The 14,622-nt window shown below is 76.4% G+C and carries 14 protein-coding genes; 9 read left to right on the top strand and 5 right to left on the bottom strand.

Annotation, left to right across the window (positions count from 1 at the left end):
• The first annotated feature begins 2 nt into the window (after positions 1–2).
• The gene (locus PHY01_RS09585) at positions 3–1,373 is read left to right on the top strand and encodes a sensor histidine kinase (protein ID WP_141278194.1); all 1,371 of its coding nucleotides are present in this window, start codon (positions 3–5) and stop codon (positions 1,371–1,373) included.
• Here the strand turns inward: PHY01_RS09585 and PHY01_RS09590 are convergent, their stop codons facing one another.
• Positions 1,374–2,240: a hypothetical protein gene (locus PHY01_RS09590; RefSeq protein WP_141278195.1), complete on the bottom strand. Its 867-nt coding sequence runs from the start codon at positions 2,238–2,240 to the stop codon at positions 1,374–1,376. It abuts the gene before it with no gap.
• 55 nt (positions 2,241–2,295) lie between these two features.
• Between PHY01_RS09590 and PHY01_RS09595 the strand changes: the two genes are divergently transcribed.
• Positions 2,296–2,937, top strand: a complete 642-nt coding sequence (locus PHY01_RS09595; RefSeq protein WP_170183729.1) for a TetR/AcrR family transcriptional regulator — start codon at positions 2,296–2,298, stop codon at positions 2,935–2,937.
• Here the strand turns inward: PHY01_RS09595 and PHY01_RS09600 are convergent.
• Positions 2,916–3,881 (bottom strand): TAXI family TRAP transporter solute-binding subunit, encoded by a 966-nt coding sequence (locus tag PHY01_RS09600; protein WP_141278197.1) that lies wholly within the window; start codon positions 3,879–3,881, stop codon positions 2,916–2,918. The genes PHY01_RS09595 and PHY01_RS09600 overlap by 22 nt on opposite strands.
• Here PHY01_RS09600 and miaB point away from each other — a divergent pair.
• Complete coding sequence (gene miaB, locus PHY01_RS09605; RefSeq protein ID WP_141278198.1) at positions 3,880–5,376, top strand: tRNA (N6-isopentenyl adenosine(37)-C2)-methylthiotransferase MiaB; 1,497 nt, start codon at positions 3,880–3,882, stop codon at positions 5,374–5,376. The two genes, PHY01_RS09600 and miaB, sit on opposite strands and share 2 nt — an antisense overlap.
• The gene (locus PHY01_RS09610) at positions 5,373–5,831 is read left to right on the top strand and encodes an Rv2732c family membrane protein (protein WP_141278199.1); all 459 of its coding nucleotides are present in this window, start codon (positions 5,373–5,375) and stop codon (positions 5,829–5,831) included. Before miaB ends, PHY01_RS09610 begins: the two co-directional genes overlap by 4 nt.
• Positions 5,832–5,908: 77 nt before the next feature.
• On the opposite strand, the gene PHY01_RS09615 is transcribed toward PHY01_RS09610, so the two are convergent.
• Together PHY01_RS09615 and PHY01_RS09620 are read right to left on the bottom strand one after the other, a co-directional pair.
• On the bottom strand, positions 5,909–6,787 hold the full coding sequence (locus PHY01_RS09615) for a DUF559 domain-containing protein (protein WP_141278200.1): 879 nt from the start codon (positions 6,785–6,787) through the stop codon (positions 5,909–5,911).
• A 122-nt stretch (positions 6,788–6,909) separates the two neighbouring features.
• Complete coding sequence (locus tag PHY01_RS09620) at positions 6,910–8,292, bottom strand: DUF349 domain-containing protein (protein ID WP_246085810.1); 1,383 nt, start codon at positions 8,290–8,292, stop codon at positions 6,910–6,912.
• A 537-nt stretch (positions 8,293–8,829) separates the two neighbouring features.
• Between PHY01_RS09620 and PHY01_RS09625 the strand changes: the two genes are divergently transcribed.
• Genes PHY01_RS09625 through PHY01_RS09645 form a run of 5 tightly spaced genes read left to right on the top strand, consistent with a single transcriptional unit; the run spans position 8,830 to position 13,643 of the window.
• A complete protein-coding gene (locus PHY01_RS09625; protein ID WP_141278261.1) occupies positions 8,830–9,525 on the top strand; it encodes a class III extradiol ring-cleavage dioxygenase family protein in 696 nt (231 codons plus the stop codon).
• The gene (miaA, locus tag PHY01_RS09630; protein WP_141278201.1) at positions 9,513–10,400 is read left to right on the top strand and encodes a tRNA (adenosine(37)-N6)-dimethylallyltransferase MiaA; all 888 of its coding nucleotides are present in this window, start codon (positions 9,513–9,515) and stop codon (positions 10,398–10,400) included. Before PHY01_RS09625 ends, miaA begins: the two co-directional genes overlap by 13 nt.
• Before the next feature lies 1 nt (position 10,401).
• Positions 10,402–11,217 carry a diaminopimelate epimerase gene (dapF, locus tag PHY01_RS09635; RefSeq protein ID WP_141278202.1) on the top strand — a complete coding sequence of 272 codons (816 nt, stop codon included), beginning with the start codon at positions 10,402–10,404 and terminating at the stop codon, positions 11,215–11,217.
• 21 nt (positions 11,218–11,238) lie between these two features.
• Positions 11,239–12,666 (top strand): GTPase HflX, encoded by a 1,428-nt coding sequence (hflX, locus tag PHY01_RS09640; RefSeq protein ID WP_141278203.1) that lies wholly within the window; start codon positions 11,239–11,241, stop codon positions 12,664–12,666.
• Positions 12,667–12,707: 41 nt separating this feature from the next.
• The gene (locus PHY01_RS09645) at positions 12,708–13,643 is read left to right on the top strand and encodes a hypothetical protein (protein ID WP_246085804.1); all 936 of its coding nucleotides are present in this window, start codon (positions 12,708–12,710) and stop codon (positions 13,641–13,643) included.
• Between the two features lie 94 nt (positions 13,644–13,737).
• On the opposite strand, the gene lexA is transcribed toward PHY01_RS09645, so the two are convergent.
• Positions 13,738–14,472: a transcriptional repressor LexA gene (lexA, locus tag PHY01_RS09650; RefSeq protein WP_141278205.1), complete on the bottom strand. Its 735-nt coding sequence runs from the start codon at positions 14,470–14,472 to the stop codon at positions 13,738–13,740.
• Positions 14,473–14,622: the final 150 nt, after the last annotated feature.

The following is a 14,622-nucleotide window of genomic DNA, read 5'->3' on the forward strand; positions in this document are numbered from 1 at the left end:
CGGTGGGCGCCCGGCTGCTGGTGATCATGATGGTGGTGGTGGGGCTGCTCGCCGCCGGGCTGGGGGTGCCGCTGGCGCTGGCCAGCGCCGCCGCGGCCCAGCAGGACCTGTTCACCGAGCGGCTCATCGACACCATCGACTACGCCTCCGCGGCCGAGCGGCCGCTCACCGAGGCCGACACCTCCCAGCTCGCCGCCACGCTGCGCCGCTACGACGAGGTCTACGGCGACGCCGTGCTGGTGCTCGACCGCACCGGCGAGCCGGTGGTGGCCTCGCGCTCGCCCGCCCCGGCCCTGGACGAGGACGCCCGCGAGCGGGTGACGCTGGCGCTGGCCCGCCAGCCGTCGCAGGCCTACCCGCTGATCATGCCCTGGGACGAGCGCCCGCTGGTGCTCGCCGAGCCCGTGCTCGTCGACAGCGAGGTGCGCGGGGCCGTCGTCACGATCTCCTCGACCGCCGCGGTGCGGGCACAGGAGCTGCGCACGTGGTCGCTGGTGGCCACGGCCGCGCTGCTCGCGCTCGGCTCGGGCGTCCTCGTGGCCCTGCCGGTGGTGCGCTGGATCCTGCGACCGGTGCGCCGCCTCGACGAGGGCACCGGCCGCGTCGCCGCCGCCGTGCTCGCCGGGGCGCGCCCGGACCCGGTCTCGGACAACTCCGGGCCGCCGGAGCTGCGACGCCTGTCCGCCTCCTTCGACCGCATGGCCGAGCAGGTGGCGCAGGCCTACTCGGCCCAGCGCGCCTTCGTCGCCGACGCGAGCCACCAGCTGCGCAACCCGCTGACGGCGCTGCGCCTGCGGCTGTCGAACCTGCAGGGCCGGGTCGACGCCGACGCGGCCGAGGACCACGTCGCCGCGCTGGAGGAGGCCGAGCGCCTGTCCACCCTGCTCGACGGCCTGCTGGCGCTGGCCCGGGCCGAGCGGACGGCCCCGCTGGTCCCGCTCGCCGTCGACGACGGGGTGGACGACCGGTTGGAGGCGTGGCGCCCGCTGGCCGAGCACAGCGGCCTGGAGCTGCGGCGCGAGGGGGTGCGCGGCCTGCGGGCGGTCGGGCCGGAGGGCGCGGTGGAGACGGTGCTCGACGCCGTGCTCGACAACGCCGTCAAGTTCACCCCGGCCGGCGGCACGGTCACGGTGCGGACGGCGCTGCACGGCGACCTCGTCGAGGTCTCCGTCCAGGACACCGGACCCGGCCTGGCCCCCGACGAGCTCGACCGCGCCACCGACCGCTTCTGGCGCAGCCCCGCCCGGATCAACACCGAGGGGTCGGGCCTGGGCCTGGCGATCGCGGCCCGCACCGTCGAGCTGGGGGGCGGGGAGCTGCTGCTGTCCTCACCCGGTGGGCTGCGGGTGGCCGCGCGGCTGCCCAGGGCGTGATCACACCGGCACGCGGTCCCGGCCCGCGAGCAGCGCACCCGCCGTGCCGACGACGATCGCGGCGAGCGTGCCGAGGGTGAGGGCGTCGGGGGCGAGCAGCGGCTGGCCGCGCAGGGCCTGCCAGGTCACCAGCAGCACCACCGCGCCGTAGGCGACGGCGGCCACGGTGACCGCCCGCGAGCGCGTCGCCTCGGTGAACCGGCCCGTGGCGGCGAGTGCCGCGGCGAGCAGCGGCAGCGCCTGCAGCGCGTGCATGCCGACGAAGTGCCCGATCCGCAGGTCGCCGCCGGTGGTGCTCCAGCCGACGAACGGCAGGCCCGGCCCGCCGTCGGCGACGCCCACGGCGTGCGAGCCGATCACCGACATGACGACCCCGACGCCCATGCCGACCAGCCCGACGAGCAGCCCGAGGCGGATCGCGAGCCCGGCCGCGCGGTCCCGTCCGGGCTCGCGCAGGAAGCGCAGGGCGATCGCGGCGGTGGCCAGGTAGAGCACGGCGATCGTCGCGCCCATGACGGCGAACAGCAGCGAGTCGGCGAGCGTGTCGTCGTTGAAGTGGCTGCGCACGCCCCGGGCGGCCTGCCCGACGATGATGACGATCTCCACCGCCCCGGCGACGGCGATCGCCCAGCCGGTGCGCCGCAGGGCGGGCTCGCGCAGCTGCCCGAGCATCCAGGCGAGCGTGGCCGCGTAGGCCGCCAGCGAGACGCTGAACTTCAGCGGCTTGAACCACAGCGGCGCGCCGAGCAGCGTGCGCTGGTCGACCACGGCCGCCACGAGGAGGACGGCGGTGAGCGCGACCATGGCGGCCGCGAACCAGAACAGGCCCCGGTGGCCGCGCCGGGCGTCGGCGAGGACGGTGTGCATGACGTTCCCCTGACACTGTCAGTCTGCGCGAACGGCGTCAGTGTGGCGCGGGCCGGTGGCCCAGCTCGCCGAGACCGGACCGGGCGCGCTGTCGCTGCGGGCCGTCGGCATGACCGTGCAGTCGCTCTACCACTACTTCGACAGCCGCGACGCCCTGCTCACCGCGCTGATGGCCGACGCGCACCACGCACTGGCCGACGCCGTGCAGGCCGCCGCCGACGGCAGCCGCGGCCGCCCGCCCGCGGAGCGCAGGCGCGTCACCACCGAGGCGTTCCGCGACTGGTCGCTGGCCCACGCGCCGGAGTTCCTGCTGCTCTACGGCACCCCGGTGCCCGACTTCGCCCCGGTGCCCGGCGACGCGACCGGGGAGGCCGCGCTGCGGCTGGCCGCCCCGTTCGTCGACGTCGTGTTCGACGGCTGGAGCCCCGCCGAGCTGGCGGCCCTGCCGCTGGCCCCCGGCGCGGAGGCGGTCGCTGGCGCCGACCTGTCGAAGATCCCCCTGCCACCCGGCGCGCTGGCCTTCTTCCTGGAGCTGCGGGCCCGGATGCACGGGCTGGTGGTCCTGGAGCTGCTCGGGCACCTGCACCCGCTGCAGGACGTCGCGGGCGCGTTGTTCGCCGGGGCGATGCACCACATGACCACCGAGATCGACGAGCGGCGCGCAGCCGCGGCGGCTCAGCTCCGCTCGGACCGGTAGAACCGCACGGCGCCCGGGTGCAGCAGCACCGGCTCGGTGCCGATCGCGGCGCGGGGGTCGATCGTCAGGGCCGCCGGGCCGGCGCGGGCGAGCTGCTCCTGCTCGTCGAACAGCACCTCGACCAGTGCCTGCGCGAAGTCGTCGGGCATCGAGGCGGCGACGAGCAGCAGGTTGCGCACCAGCATGGTGGTGACCGGGGTCGTGATCCCCGGGTAGCCCTGCGCCGGCACGGTGCCCGGCGCGTAGACCGGGTAGCGCTCGCGGACGGCGTCGAGGACGCCGTCCTCGGCCAGGTCCAGCAGCCGGATCGGCAGCTCCTGCGCCAGCTGCTCGACCGCGGGCGTCGGCAGCCCACCGGACCAGAAGAACGCGTCGATCGTGCCGGCGGCCATCGCCTCGACGGACTCGTCGAGGCCCAGCTGCACGCCCGCGATGTCGGCGGGGGCGATCCCGGCCGCGTCGAGCAGTCGCCGGGCCACCACCGACACCCCGGAGTCGGCCGCGCCCACCGACACCCGGGCGCCGACCAGCCCGGTGACGGTCGTGATCGCCGACGTGGCCGGCACGACGACGTGCAGCACGTCGTCGTAGATGCGGGCCAACGCCCGGGGCGCGGCCGGGTCGTCGGGGGCGATCCCCTCCAGCTGCCCGGCGGCCGCGTCGACCTGGCTGAACGCGACGTCGGCGGTGCCCGCCGCGAGCATCGCGACGTTCTGCAGCGAGCCGGCCGTGCTCAGCACCACCGGGGGCATCTCCAGCCCGAGCTCCGCGCGCCACGAGCGGGCCAGCGCGCTGCCGATGCGGTAGTAGACGCCGCGCTCGGAGCCGGTGGCCAGGCGCAGCCGGGCCCCGGCGAACGGGGCGCCGCAGCCCGGCAGCGCCGCGACCGCGCCGGCCGCGGCCAGCGCGGCGAGCACGGTGCGCCGCGACACCACCCCCGTCATGGGCGCATCCTGCCACCCCCGGAGAGGGGCATACGCTGTGGAAGTGAGCCGCAGCTACACCGTCCGCACGTACGGGTGCCAGATGAACGTGCACGACTCGGAGCGGATGGCGGGCCTGCTGGAGCAGGCCGGGTACACCCGCTCGGCCACCGACGACGCCGCGGACGTCGTCGTGTTCAACACCTGCGCGGTGCGCGAGAACGCCGACAACCGGCTCTACGGCAACCTCAGCCACCTCGCCCCGGTCAAGCGCGGCCGCCCCGGCATGCAGATCGCCGTCGGCGGCTGCCTGGCCCAGAAGGACCGCGCCGAGATCGTGCGCCGCGCGCCCTGGGTCGACGTCGTGTTCGGCACGCACAACGTGCACGCCCTGCCGGTGCTGCTGGAGCGCGCCCGGCACAACGAGGCGGCGCAGGTGGAGATCGCCGAGTCGCTGGAGGTGTTCCCGTCGACGTTGCCCGCGCGGCGCGAGTCGACCTACGCCGGCTGGGTCTCGATCTCGGTGGGCTGCAACAACACCTGCACCTTCTGCATCGTCCCCGCGCTGCGCGGCACGGAGAAGGACCGCCGCCCCGGCGACGTCCTCGCCGAGGTGGCCGCGCTGGCCGCCGACGGCGTGCTCGAGGTGACGCTGCTGGGCCAGAACGTCAACGCCTACGGGGTGGAGTTCGGCGACCGGCAGGCCTTCGCCAAGCTGCTGCGCGCCTGCGGGTCGATCGACGGGCTCGAGCGCGTCCGCTTCACCTCCCCGCACCCGCGCGACTTCACCTCCGACGTCATCGCCGCGATGGCCGAGACGCCGAACGTGTGCCCGCAGCTGCACATGCCGCTGCAGTCGGGGTCCGACGACGTGCTGCGCCGGATGCGCCGCTCGTACCGGTCGCAGCGGTTCCTCTCGATCATCGACGAGGTGCGCGCCGCGCTGCCCGACGCCGCGATCACCACCGACGTCATCGTCGGCTTCCCCGGGGAGACCGAGCAGGACTTCCAGGCCACGCTCGACGTCGTCGCGGCCGCGCGGTTCGCCTCGGCGTTCACCTTCCAGTACTCGAAACGGCCGGGCACCCCCGCGGCCGACCTGCCCGACCAGCTCCCGAAGGCCGTCGTGCAGGAGCGCTACATGCGCCTCGTCGCGCTGCAGGAGGAGATCTCCTGGGCGGCCAACCGCGAGCTGGAGGGCCGGGTCGTCGAGGTGCTGGTCTCGGCGGGGGAGGGCAAGAAGGACGGCGCCACCCAGCGGCTGTCGGGTCGCGCGCGCGACGGGCGTCTGGTGCACTTCACACCGGGCACCGCGGCGGTCCGGCCCGGCGACGTCGTCGAGGCCGAGATCACCTACGGCGCGCCGCACCATCTCGTCTCCGACGCGGCACTGCGCTCGCACCGGCGGACCAGGGCGGGTGACGCGTCGGTCGCCCCCGGCCGCGGCACCGGGCTGGGGCTGCCCGGGTTCGGCGCACCCGCGCCGGCCACCAGCGGATGTGGAGCGACGTCATGACCGAGCACGACCCCGCACTCGACGCCGAGATGCGCGGCATCGCCCGCACGATGGAGCGGCGCACCGACCCCGGGTCGACGGCGGTCACGGTGTCCGTCGCGGTGCTCGCCGTCCTCGGCTCGCTCGCCCTGCCCTGGACGGGGTCGGTCCTGGGCTGGCAGGTGCTCGCCGGTCTCGCGCCGGAGCTGGGGGTGCTGCCCCGGCTGTTCACCTTCACCGCGGTCGGGATCGGCGTCGTCGGCTCGGCGCTGGCGCTCTCGACCCGCTGGTGGGCGCTGGCCTGGGTGTGCGCGGTGGGCAGCGGCATCTCCGTCGTCACCGGGGTGTGGGCGATCTGGTCCCGGCAGACGGTGGTGCCCGACGGCGGCACCGGCCCGGCCATCGGGCTGGTGATCGCGGTCGTCACGATGGTGGTCCTCGCGGCGTCCTGGTCGAGCATCGCCCTGCGCCGCTGACGTCCGCCGCTCCGTCCATGATCACCGATCGGGCGCGTCTCCGGCGAGATCCCGCCGGGAACGCGCCGAGACGGTGATCATGGCCGCCCGGCGAGCGCGGCCCTGATCTCGCCGAGGACGTAGCCCGGTCGGTGCGTCAGGTCGTGCCAGGTGAAGCGGAGCAGGTCCCACCGGTCCCGGACGAGCGCGTTGCCCTTGTGGCGGTCGGCGCGGAAGCGGTCGGGGTCCGTGTGCCAGGCCCACCCGTCCACCTCGACGGCGACCTTCGCCTCCGGGAAGGCGACGTCGACGGTCCACCTCCCGAACGGCCACCCGGCCACCCAGCCGGTGAGCCCCGCCGACCGCAGCAGCGCGAGCAGCAGCCGCTCGGCGGCCGAGTCGGCCCGGTCCGCCGCGGCGGTGAGCAGGACGCGGATGCGGGCGGCCCCGTCGGCACCCATGTTCCTGCAGTACGCGCGGTACACGGCCGGGAACCCGACGTGCCTCTGCAGTGCCCGGTCCAGGAAGGTCGACCCCTCGGGCAGCGCGATCGCCGTCTCCAGGGCGGTCAGGGGCCGGGCGGTGAACCGCAGACCGTCGAGGCCGACGACGTCGGCCGGGCTCAGGTCCCGCCGCCGGACCCGGACGCCGGGGTAGGCCCGCAGGCCGCAGCGGCGTGGGACCGTCACCTCGATGCCCTCCGGCGGTCGGTCGAGCATCCCGTGCCACCACGCGGCGGCCGGCCCCGACACCGCCCCGCGCTCACCGGCCCACAGTGCGGCTGCCCCGACCTCGGCCCGGCGGGTGTGCGGGTGTCCGGCGGCCAGGAACACCCGGGGGGCCATGCGGTGCCACCCGTGACCGGCGACGCGGTCGCGCAGCGTCCGGTCCGGGAGGCCGCGCCCGGCGGCCTGAGCCGTGGTGATCAGCCCGTACTGCCGGGCCAGCAGATCGTCGATCTCGGGGTGGCCCGGCATCCGGGCAGGATGCCGGTTCGACCTGCCGCCGCGAGGGCGTTCGGCGGAATCGGCCCCCCATGATCACCGTCTCGGCGCGTCTCCGGCGAGATCCCGCCGGAAACGTGCCGAAGTGGTGATCTTCAGCGGGTCTGGACCGCCTGCTCGGCGGTGACCAGCCACTCCCGCCACTGGGCGGCCTGCTCGCGGGCCTGCTCCGCGCGACGGGTGTCGCCCGCGGCCTCCGCCTTCTCTGCCTGGGCCTCGAACTGGGCGACGCGGTCACGGAACTGGGCGACGCGGGCCTCGGCCTCGGGGTCGGTGCGCCGCCACTGCCGCTCGCCCGCCTCGCGGACCCGGTCCTCGACGGCCTTCAACCGCGCCTCCAGGGGACGGATGTCGTCGCGCGGGACCTTGCCGATCTCCTCCCAGCGCTCCTGCAGGACGCGCAGGGCGTTGCGGGCGGCGGCCGGGTCGCTGGTGTCGATCTTCTCCGCCTCGACGAGCAGGGCCTTCTTCGCCTCGGCGTTGGCGGCGAACTCGGCGTCGCGCTCGTCGAAGGTGGCCGAGCGGCGGGCGAAGAACGCGTCCTGGGCGGAGCGGAAGCGCTGCCACAGGGCGTCGTCGGTGTCCTTCTGGGCGCGCCCGGCGGCCTTCCACTCGGTCATCAGGTCACGGAACCGGGCGGCGGTGGGGCCCCAGTCCTCGGAACCGGAGAGCTTCTCGGCCTCGACGACCAGCTCCTCCTTCGCCGCACGGGCGGCGCCGCGCTGGCGGTCGAGGTCGGCGAAGTGCGACCCGCGGCGGCGGTTGAACGCCTCGCGGGCCTTGGAGAACCGCTTCCACAGCTGCTCGTCGGTCTTGCGGTCGATCCCGCGGATGGTGCGCCACTCGTCGAGGATCGCGGTGAAGCGGTCGCCCGCCTGCTTCCACTGGGTGGCCTCGGTGGCCAGCGTCTCGGCCTCGACGGCCAGCTCCTCCTTGCGGGCGACCGACGCGGCGCGCTGGGCGTCACGGGCCGACCGCGCCGCGCTGACACCCTGCTCCGCCAGGGCCACCACCTCGTCGAGGCGGGCGGCGAGGCCGGGCAGGTCGCCGACGACGGCCGCCTCCTCCAGCCCGCCGCGCAGCCCGCGCGCGGCGGTGAGCGTCTGCTTCGGGTCGCCGCCGCCGGCCGTCAGGCGCGCGGCGAGCAGCTCGACCTCGGTGAGCATGTCGTCGAAGCGGCGGGCGAAGTGCACCAGCCCCTCGGCCGGGGGGCCGGCCTTCCACGACCCGACGACCCGCTCCCCGTCGTCGGTGCGCAGGTAGATGGTGCCCTCGTCGTCGACGCGGCCCCAGCGGGACGGGTCGGCGCTGGCCGCGGTGACCGGGGAGGGCTGCGGGGCGGGTGCGGACGGCTCCGTGCGCGCCGCGACGGCTGCGGGCCGGGCGGCCGGGCGGGCGGCGGCCGGCGGCGGGCCGGGGCGTGGGGCCGGGCGCGGCGGGCCGGGCCGGGGTGCGGGGGAGACCGGGGGGCTCGGCACCGCCGCGGCCGAACCGACCTCCGCGGCCGGGGCGGCCGCCCCGTCGGCCGGGGTGCCGGTGGCGGCCGGGGCCTCGTCGGCCGGGGCCTCGGCCGACGGACCGCCGTCGGCGGCCGGGCTCTCGGCGGGCGGGCTCTCGGCGGGCGGGGCCTCGTCGGCCGGGGCCGGGGACGAGGGATCACCGGCGGCCGGGGTGTCGGAGACGGGTGGCGGGCCCGGGACGGCGGCGGGGTCCGGGTCGGGTCCTGCGGCGGGCTCCCCGGGCCGGTCGTCCGGGATCGTCCCGGTGGTCTGGTCCTCCGTCGCGTGCTGCTCCGACACCGTGTCCTCCTGTAGTCCGGCCCGCCGCGAGCGGCGGGCGCCCCGCCGTGGCGGAGCCGTGCACAGCGGCCGGGGCCGGTCGAGGGTGACCGACGGCCGTCCGGCGATTCAAACAGCTCGGCGGGCCCACGGGAACCGCTCGGCCGGGCGGCGCCGTCAGCGGCCGCTCCGGGTCGGCGAGGAGCCGCGCGCCCTAGGCTCGGGCCCGTGCCCTCGATGGTCGTCGTCCTCCCGCAACCGCCGTTGCTCGTGCCGGAGCTGGCCGGCGCCGCCGCGGCCGAGACCGCCGACCTGCGCGCCGCCTGCCGCACCGCCGCGGCCCGTCTCGGCGCCGCGGCGTCCACCTGGGTCGCCGTCGGGGCCGACGAGGGCGGCCGGCGCACCGTCGGCCCGGACACGCGCGGCACGTTCGCCGGGTTCGGGGCGGACGTCGTGGTCGCGCTCGACCCGGCGTCGACCGCGCCGGTCGACCGGGACCTGCCGCTGCCGCTGCTGGTCGCCGGCTGGGCCGCGGCCGGGACGGGGGCGCGGGTGCGCGGCGAGCTGGTGGCCCCGGACGCCCCGCCGCGCGAGTGCGCGGAGCTGGGCGCCGGGCTGGCGGACGAGCCGGTGGGCCTGCTCGTCGTCGGTGACGGGTCGGCCCGGCACACCGTCAGGGCCCCCGGCCATCTCGACGAGCGGTCCGGCCCCTTCGACGCCGCCGTGGCCGCCGCGCTGCGCGACGCCGACCCGGCCGCGCTGGCCGCGCTGGACCCGGACCTCGGCACGGAGCTGTGGGCCGCGGGCCGCGCACCGTGGCAGGTGCTCGCCGGCGCCACGGCGGGCGGCCGTTGGTCCGGCGAGCTCCTCTACACCGGCGCCCCCTTCGGCGTCGGCTACCACGTGGCGGTCTGGACGAGATGCCCCGCCTGATCGCGGTCGTCGGCCCGACGGCGACCGGCAAGTCGGCACTGGGCCTGGCCCTGGCGCGGCACCTGGGCGGGGAGATCGTCAACGCCGACGCGATGGCGCTCTACCGCGGCCTGGACGTCGGCACCGCCAAGCCGACGCCCGCCGAGCGCGCCGAGGTGCCCCACCACCTGCTCGACGTCCTCGACGTCACCGAGACCGCGTCGGTCGCGGCCTACCAGCGCGACGCCCGGGCGGCGGTCGAGGCACTGCTCGCGGCGGGCCGGACCCCGGTGCTGGTGGGCGGGTCGGGGCTCTACGTGCAGTCCGTCGTCGACGACCTGGAGTTCCCCGGCACCGACCCGGTGCTGCGCGCGGAGCTGGAGACGGAGCTGGCCGCGCACGGCCCGGGCGCGCTGCACGCGCGGCTCGCCGCGGTCGACCCGGCCGCCGCCGACGTCGTGCTCCCCGGCAACGGGCGGCGGATCGTGCGGGCCCTGGAGGTGATCGCGCTGACCGGGCGGCCGTTCCCGGCGCGGCTGCCGGCCGGGGTCGTCCCCCGCTACGACGCGGTGCTGGTCGGCGTCGACCGACCGACCGACGAGCTGGACGCCCGCGTCGCCCGGCGGGTGGCCCGGATGTTCGCCGCCGGGATCGTCGACGAGACCCGTGCGCTGGAGGCCGCGGGCCTGCGCGACGGGCTGACCGCGTCGCAGGCGCTGGGCTATCGGCAGATCCTGGCCGGTGGCCCGATGAGCACCGCCGCGGCCGACACCGTCCGCGCCACCCGCCGGTTCGTCCGCCGCCAGCGCTCGTGGTTCCGGCGCGACACCCGCGTGCACTGGCTCGACGCCGCCGCGCCCGATCTGCTCGGCCGGGCACTGGCGCTATCGTCGTGACGTGCAGTTCAGCAAGGGACACGGCACCGAGAACGACTTCGTGGTGCTCCCCGACCCCGACGGCGACCTCGACCTGACCCCCGCCCGCGTGGCCGCCCTGTGCGACCGCCGCCGCGGCCTGGGCGCCGACGGCGTGCTCCGGGTCGTCCGTTGGGCGGCGCTCGCGGACGGACCCGCGCCGGTGCCGGGCGTCGAGTGGTTCATGGACTACCGCAACGCCGACGGCAGCGTGGCCGAGATGTGCGGCAACGGCGTGCGCGTCTACGCCCGCTACCTGGCCCACCGCGGCTGGCTGGGCGCCGGTGAGCTGGCGCTGGGCACCCGCGGCGGGGTGCGCACCGTCCGGCTCGACGGCGACGAGGTGTCGGTCGACATGGGCGTCGCGACAGTCGGCGAGCACAGCACCGCCAGCATCGACGGGGAGGCGTTCCCGGGCGTCGCGGTCGACGTCGGCAACCCGCACCTGGCGTGCGTCACCACCGTCGACATCGACCACCTCGACCTCACCCGCCCGCCCGGCCACGACCCGGCGCTGTTCCCGCACGGGGTCAACGTCGAGTTCGTGACGCCCGTCGTCGACGGCGAGGTCGCCATGCGGGTGCACGAGCGCGGCGTGGGGGAGACCCGCTCGTGCGGCACCGGCACCGTCGCCGCGGTGGTGGCGGCGCTGCGGCACGCGCGCCGGGAGACCGGCACCGTCGGGGTGTCGACGCCCGGCGGGCGCCTGCGCGTCACGGTCACCGACAGCACGACGGTGCTGCACGGGCCTGCCGTGCTGGTCGCCCACGGCGACCTCGACTGGGAATCACTCGACTAGAACCGGTGTTGTCGTGGGAGCATGAGCCACACGATGACCGAACCCCTCTCCGGCCCGACCGCGGGCGACTACGAGCTCGAGGAACGTTCCTCGCTCCGCCGCGTCGTTGGGCTCTCCACCGAACTCACCGACATCACCGAGGTCGAGTACCGCCGTCTCCGCCTGGAGCGCGTGGTCCTCGTCGGGGTGTGGACCGAGGGTTCCGCCGAGCAGGCCCGCGGCTCCATGGAGGAGCTGGCCCGGCTCGCCGAGACCGCCGGTTCCCAGGTGCTCGACGCCCTGATCCAGCGGCGCCCGCGGCCCGACCCGGCCACCTACATCGGTTCCGGCAAGGTCGAGGAGCTGCGCGGGGTCGTGCAGTCGACCGGCGCCGACACCGTCATCTGCGACGGCGAGCTCTCACCCGGCCAGCTGCGCCAGCTGGAGGACAAGCTCAAGGTCAAGGTCGTCGACCGCACCGCGCTGATCCTCGACATCTTCGCCCAGCACGCCCGCTCCCGCGACGGCAAGGCGCAGGTCGAGCTGGCGCAGCTGTCCTACCTGCTCCCGCGCCTGCGCGGCTGGGGCGAGGCGCTCTCGCGCCAGGTCGGCGGCCGGGCCGCGGGCGGTGTCGGCATCGGCGGCCGCGGCCCCGGTGAGACGAAGATCGAGCTCGACCGGCGGCGCATCCGCGACCGGATGGCCAAGCTGCGCCGCGAGATCGGCGCGATGAAGCAGATCCGGGAGACCCAGCGCGGGTCGCGGCGGCGCAACGAGGTCCCGGGCGTCGCGATCGTCGGCTACACCAACGCCGGCAAGTCGAGCCTGCTCAACGCGCTCACCGGCGCGGGCGTGCTCGTCGAGGACGCGCTGTTCGCCACGCTCGACCCCACGACCCGGCGCACGTCCACCGCCGACGGGCGCACCTACACCCTCACCGACACGGTCGGGTTCGTGCGCCACCTGCCCCACCAGCTCGTCGAGGCGTTCCGCTCGACGCTGGAGGAGACGGCGGGCGCCGACCTGCTCGTGCACGTCGTCGACGCCTCCGATGCGATGCCCGAGGACCAGATCAAGGCGGTCCGCCAGGTGCTGGTCGAGATCGGCGAGAAGCAGCAGGGCACCATGCCGCGCGAGCTGCTCGTCGTCAACAAGACCGACGTGGCGGGCGACCTGCAGCTCGCCCGGCTGCGCCACCTGCTGCCCGACGCCGTGTTCGTCTCCGCCCACCGTGGCGACGGCGTCGACAAGCTCGGGGCCCGCATCGCCGAGCTGCTCCCGCGGCCCGAGGTCGACGTGGAGCTGCTCCTGCCCTACGTCGAGGGCTCGCTGGTGGCACGGGTGCACGCCGAGGGCGAGGTGCTCGCCGAGGAGCACACCCCCGACGGCACGCGGATCCACGCCCGGGTCGGCGCCGAGCTGGCCACGGCCGTGCTGCCGTACGTGCGGGTGGAAGGCGCGGCGCGCTGATCGGGCTCGTACTGGCGGCCGCGCTGGCCGTCGCGCCCGTCGTGCCGCCCGCGCCGGAGGTCCGCTGCGTCGTCACCGACGACCGGCTGGCCGAGCTGTCGGGGATGCTCGTCGACGACGGCGCGATCTGGGCGATGAGCGACGGGGGCCGGGAGGTCACCGTCCACCGCCTCGACGACGACTGCGCCGTGGCGCAGACCCGCACCGCCGGGATCGACCCGTTCGACGCCGAGGACCTCGCGCTGGGCCCCGACGGCGAGTACTGGGTGGCCGACACCGGGGACAACGAGCGCTCGCGCGAGACCGTCGCGGCCATCGTGCTGCCGGTGCGCGGCGAGGCCCGGCTGCACCGCTTCACCTACCCCGACGGGCCGCACGACGCCGAGGCGCTGGTCGTGGACGCCGACGGGGTGCCGTTCGTCATCACCAAGGAGGTGGGCGCACCGGCGGGGGTGTACCGGCCCGCGGCCCCGCCCGAGGGCCGCGGCCCGTTCCCGCTGGAGCGGGTGGCGCAGGTGTCGCTGCCGGCCTCGGACACCGAGGGCGGGCCGATCGGCGGCGTCGGGACCCGCACCGTCACCGGAGCGGCCCTGTCGGCCGACGGCACCGTCCTCGCGCTGCGCACCTACACCGACGCCTGGCTGTTCCCCGTGGACGGCGGCGACGTCGCCGCCGCCCTGTCCGGGCAGCCGACGCGGATCCCGTTGCCCGGCGAACCGCAGGGTGAGGCCGTGGCGTTCGAGGCGGACGGCACGCTGCTCTCGGCGTCGGAGACCCGGGTCGAGCCGGGGGAGCTGCGGGCCGTCCCCGGTGCCGCCGCACTGGCCGGGCAGCCCGGCCCGCCGCCCGCCGCGCCGGTCGCGCCCGTCGAGGAGCCCGCCCCGGAGTGGTTGCCCGCCCTGCTCGGCGGCGGCGTCACGATCGGGGTGCTGGTCCTGCTCGCGGCGGCGTTGTCGTGGCGGGCCCGGAGCCGGTGACCGGCGGGTGCCCGGGCGCACCCCGGCAGCCACCGGCGCACCGCCCACCACCCGTGGTCGTGGTGCGCCCGGGTGAGGGACGCCCTGGCGCCGGTCAGAGCCGCCTGAGCACCGTCACGACGCGCCCGAGCACCGTGGCGTCGTCGCCGGAGATCGGGTCGTACGCGGCGTTCGCCGGCATCAGCCACACGTGCCCGTCGCGCCGGCTGAAGGTCTTGACGGTGGCCTCGCCGTCGATCATCGCCGCCACGATCTCGCCGTTCTCGGCCACCGGCTGCTGGCGCACGACCACCCAGTCGCCGTCGGTGATGGCCGCCTCGACCATCGAGTCGCCCCGGACCCTCAGCAGGAACAGCGTGCCCTCGCCGACGATCTCCCGCGGCAGCGGGAACACGCTCTCCACCGCCTGCTCGGCCAGGATCGGGCCACCGGCGGCGATCGTGCCCAGCAGCGGCACGAAGGCCGGCGCGGGCCGCTCCACCACGCCGGAGTCGGGCAGCGTGGCCTCGGGCTGGTCGTCGGGCGGGCGGACGTCGACCGCGCGGGTGCGGTTCGGGTCGCGCCGCAGGTAGCCCTTCCGCTCGAGCGTGCGCAGCTGGTGGTGCACCGAGGAGGTGGAGGTGAGCCCGACGGCGTCACCGATCTCGCGGACGCTCGGCGGGTAGCCGTGGCGCTCCACCCAGTCGCGGATGACCTCCAGCACCTTGCGCTGCCGGGGAGTGAGGCCGACGGGGGCGCTCGCCGGGTCGGGGAACGTGCTGACCCGGGCGGTCGGGCCGGGGCGCACCCCCTCGTCGTCGCCCGTCGGGCCGGGCTCGTCCCGTGCCATGTGCTCGCGCCTCCTCGTCGGTGCTGCTGGTCGGTGCTGCTGGTCGGCGGGAACCGCGTGGTGGGTGCGGCTCCGCCCCGGGCGCGGTCCGTGAGGGGCCGGACCCGGGAGTCGTGGACCGACCGTAGCCCCGATCCCGGTTCCCGCCAA

This window comes from Pseudonocardia hydrocarbonoxydans, from assembly GCF_006539565.1.
GTDB lineage: Bacteria > Actinomycetota > Actinomycetes > Mycobacteriales > Pseudonocardiaceae > Pseudonocardia > Pseudonocardia hydrocarbonoxydans.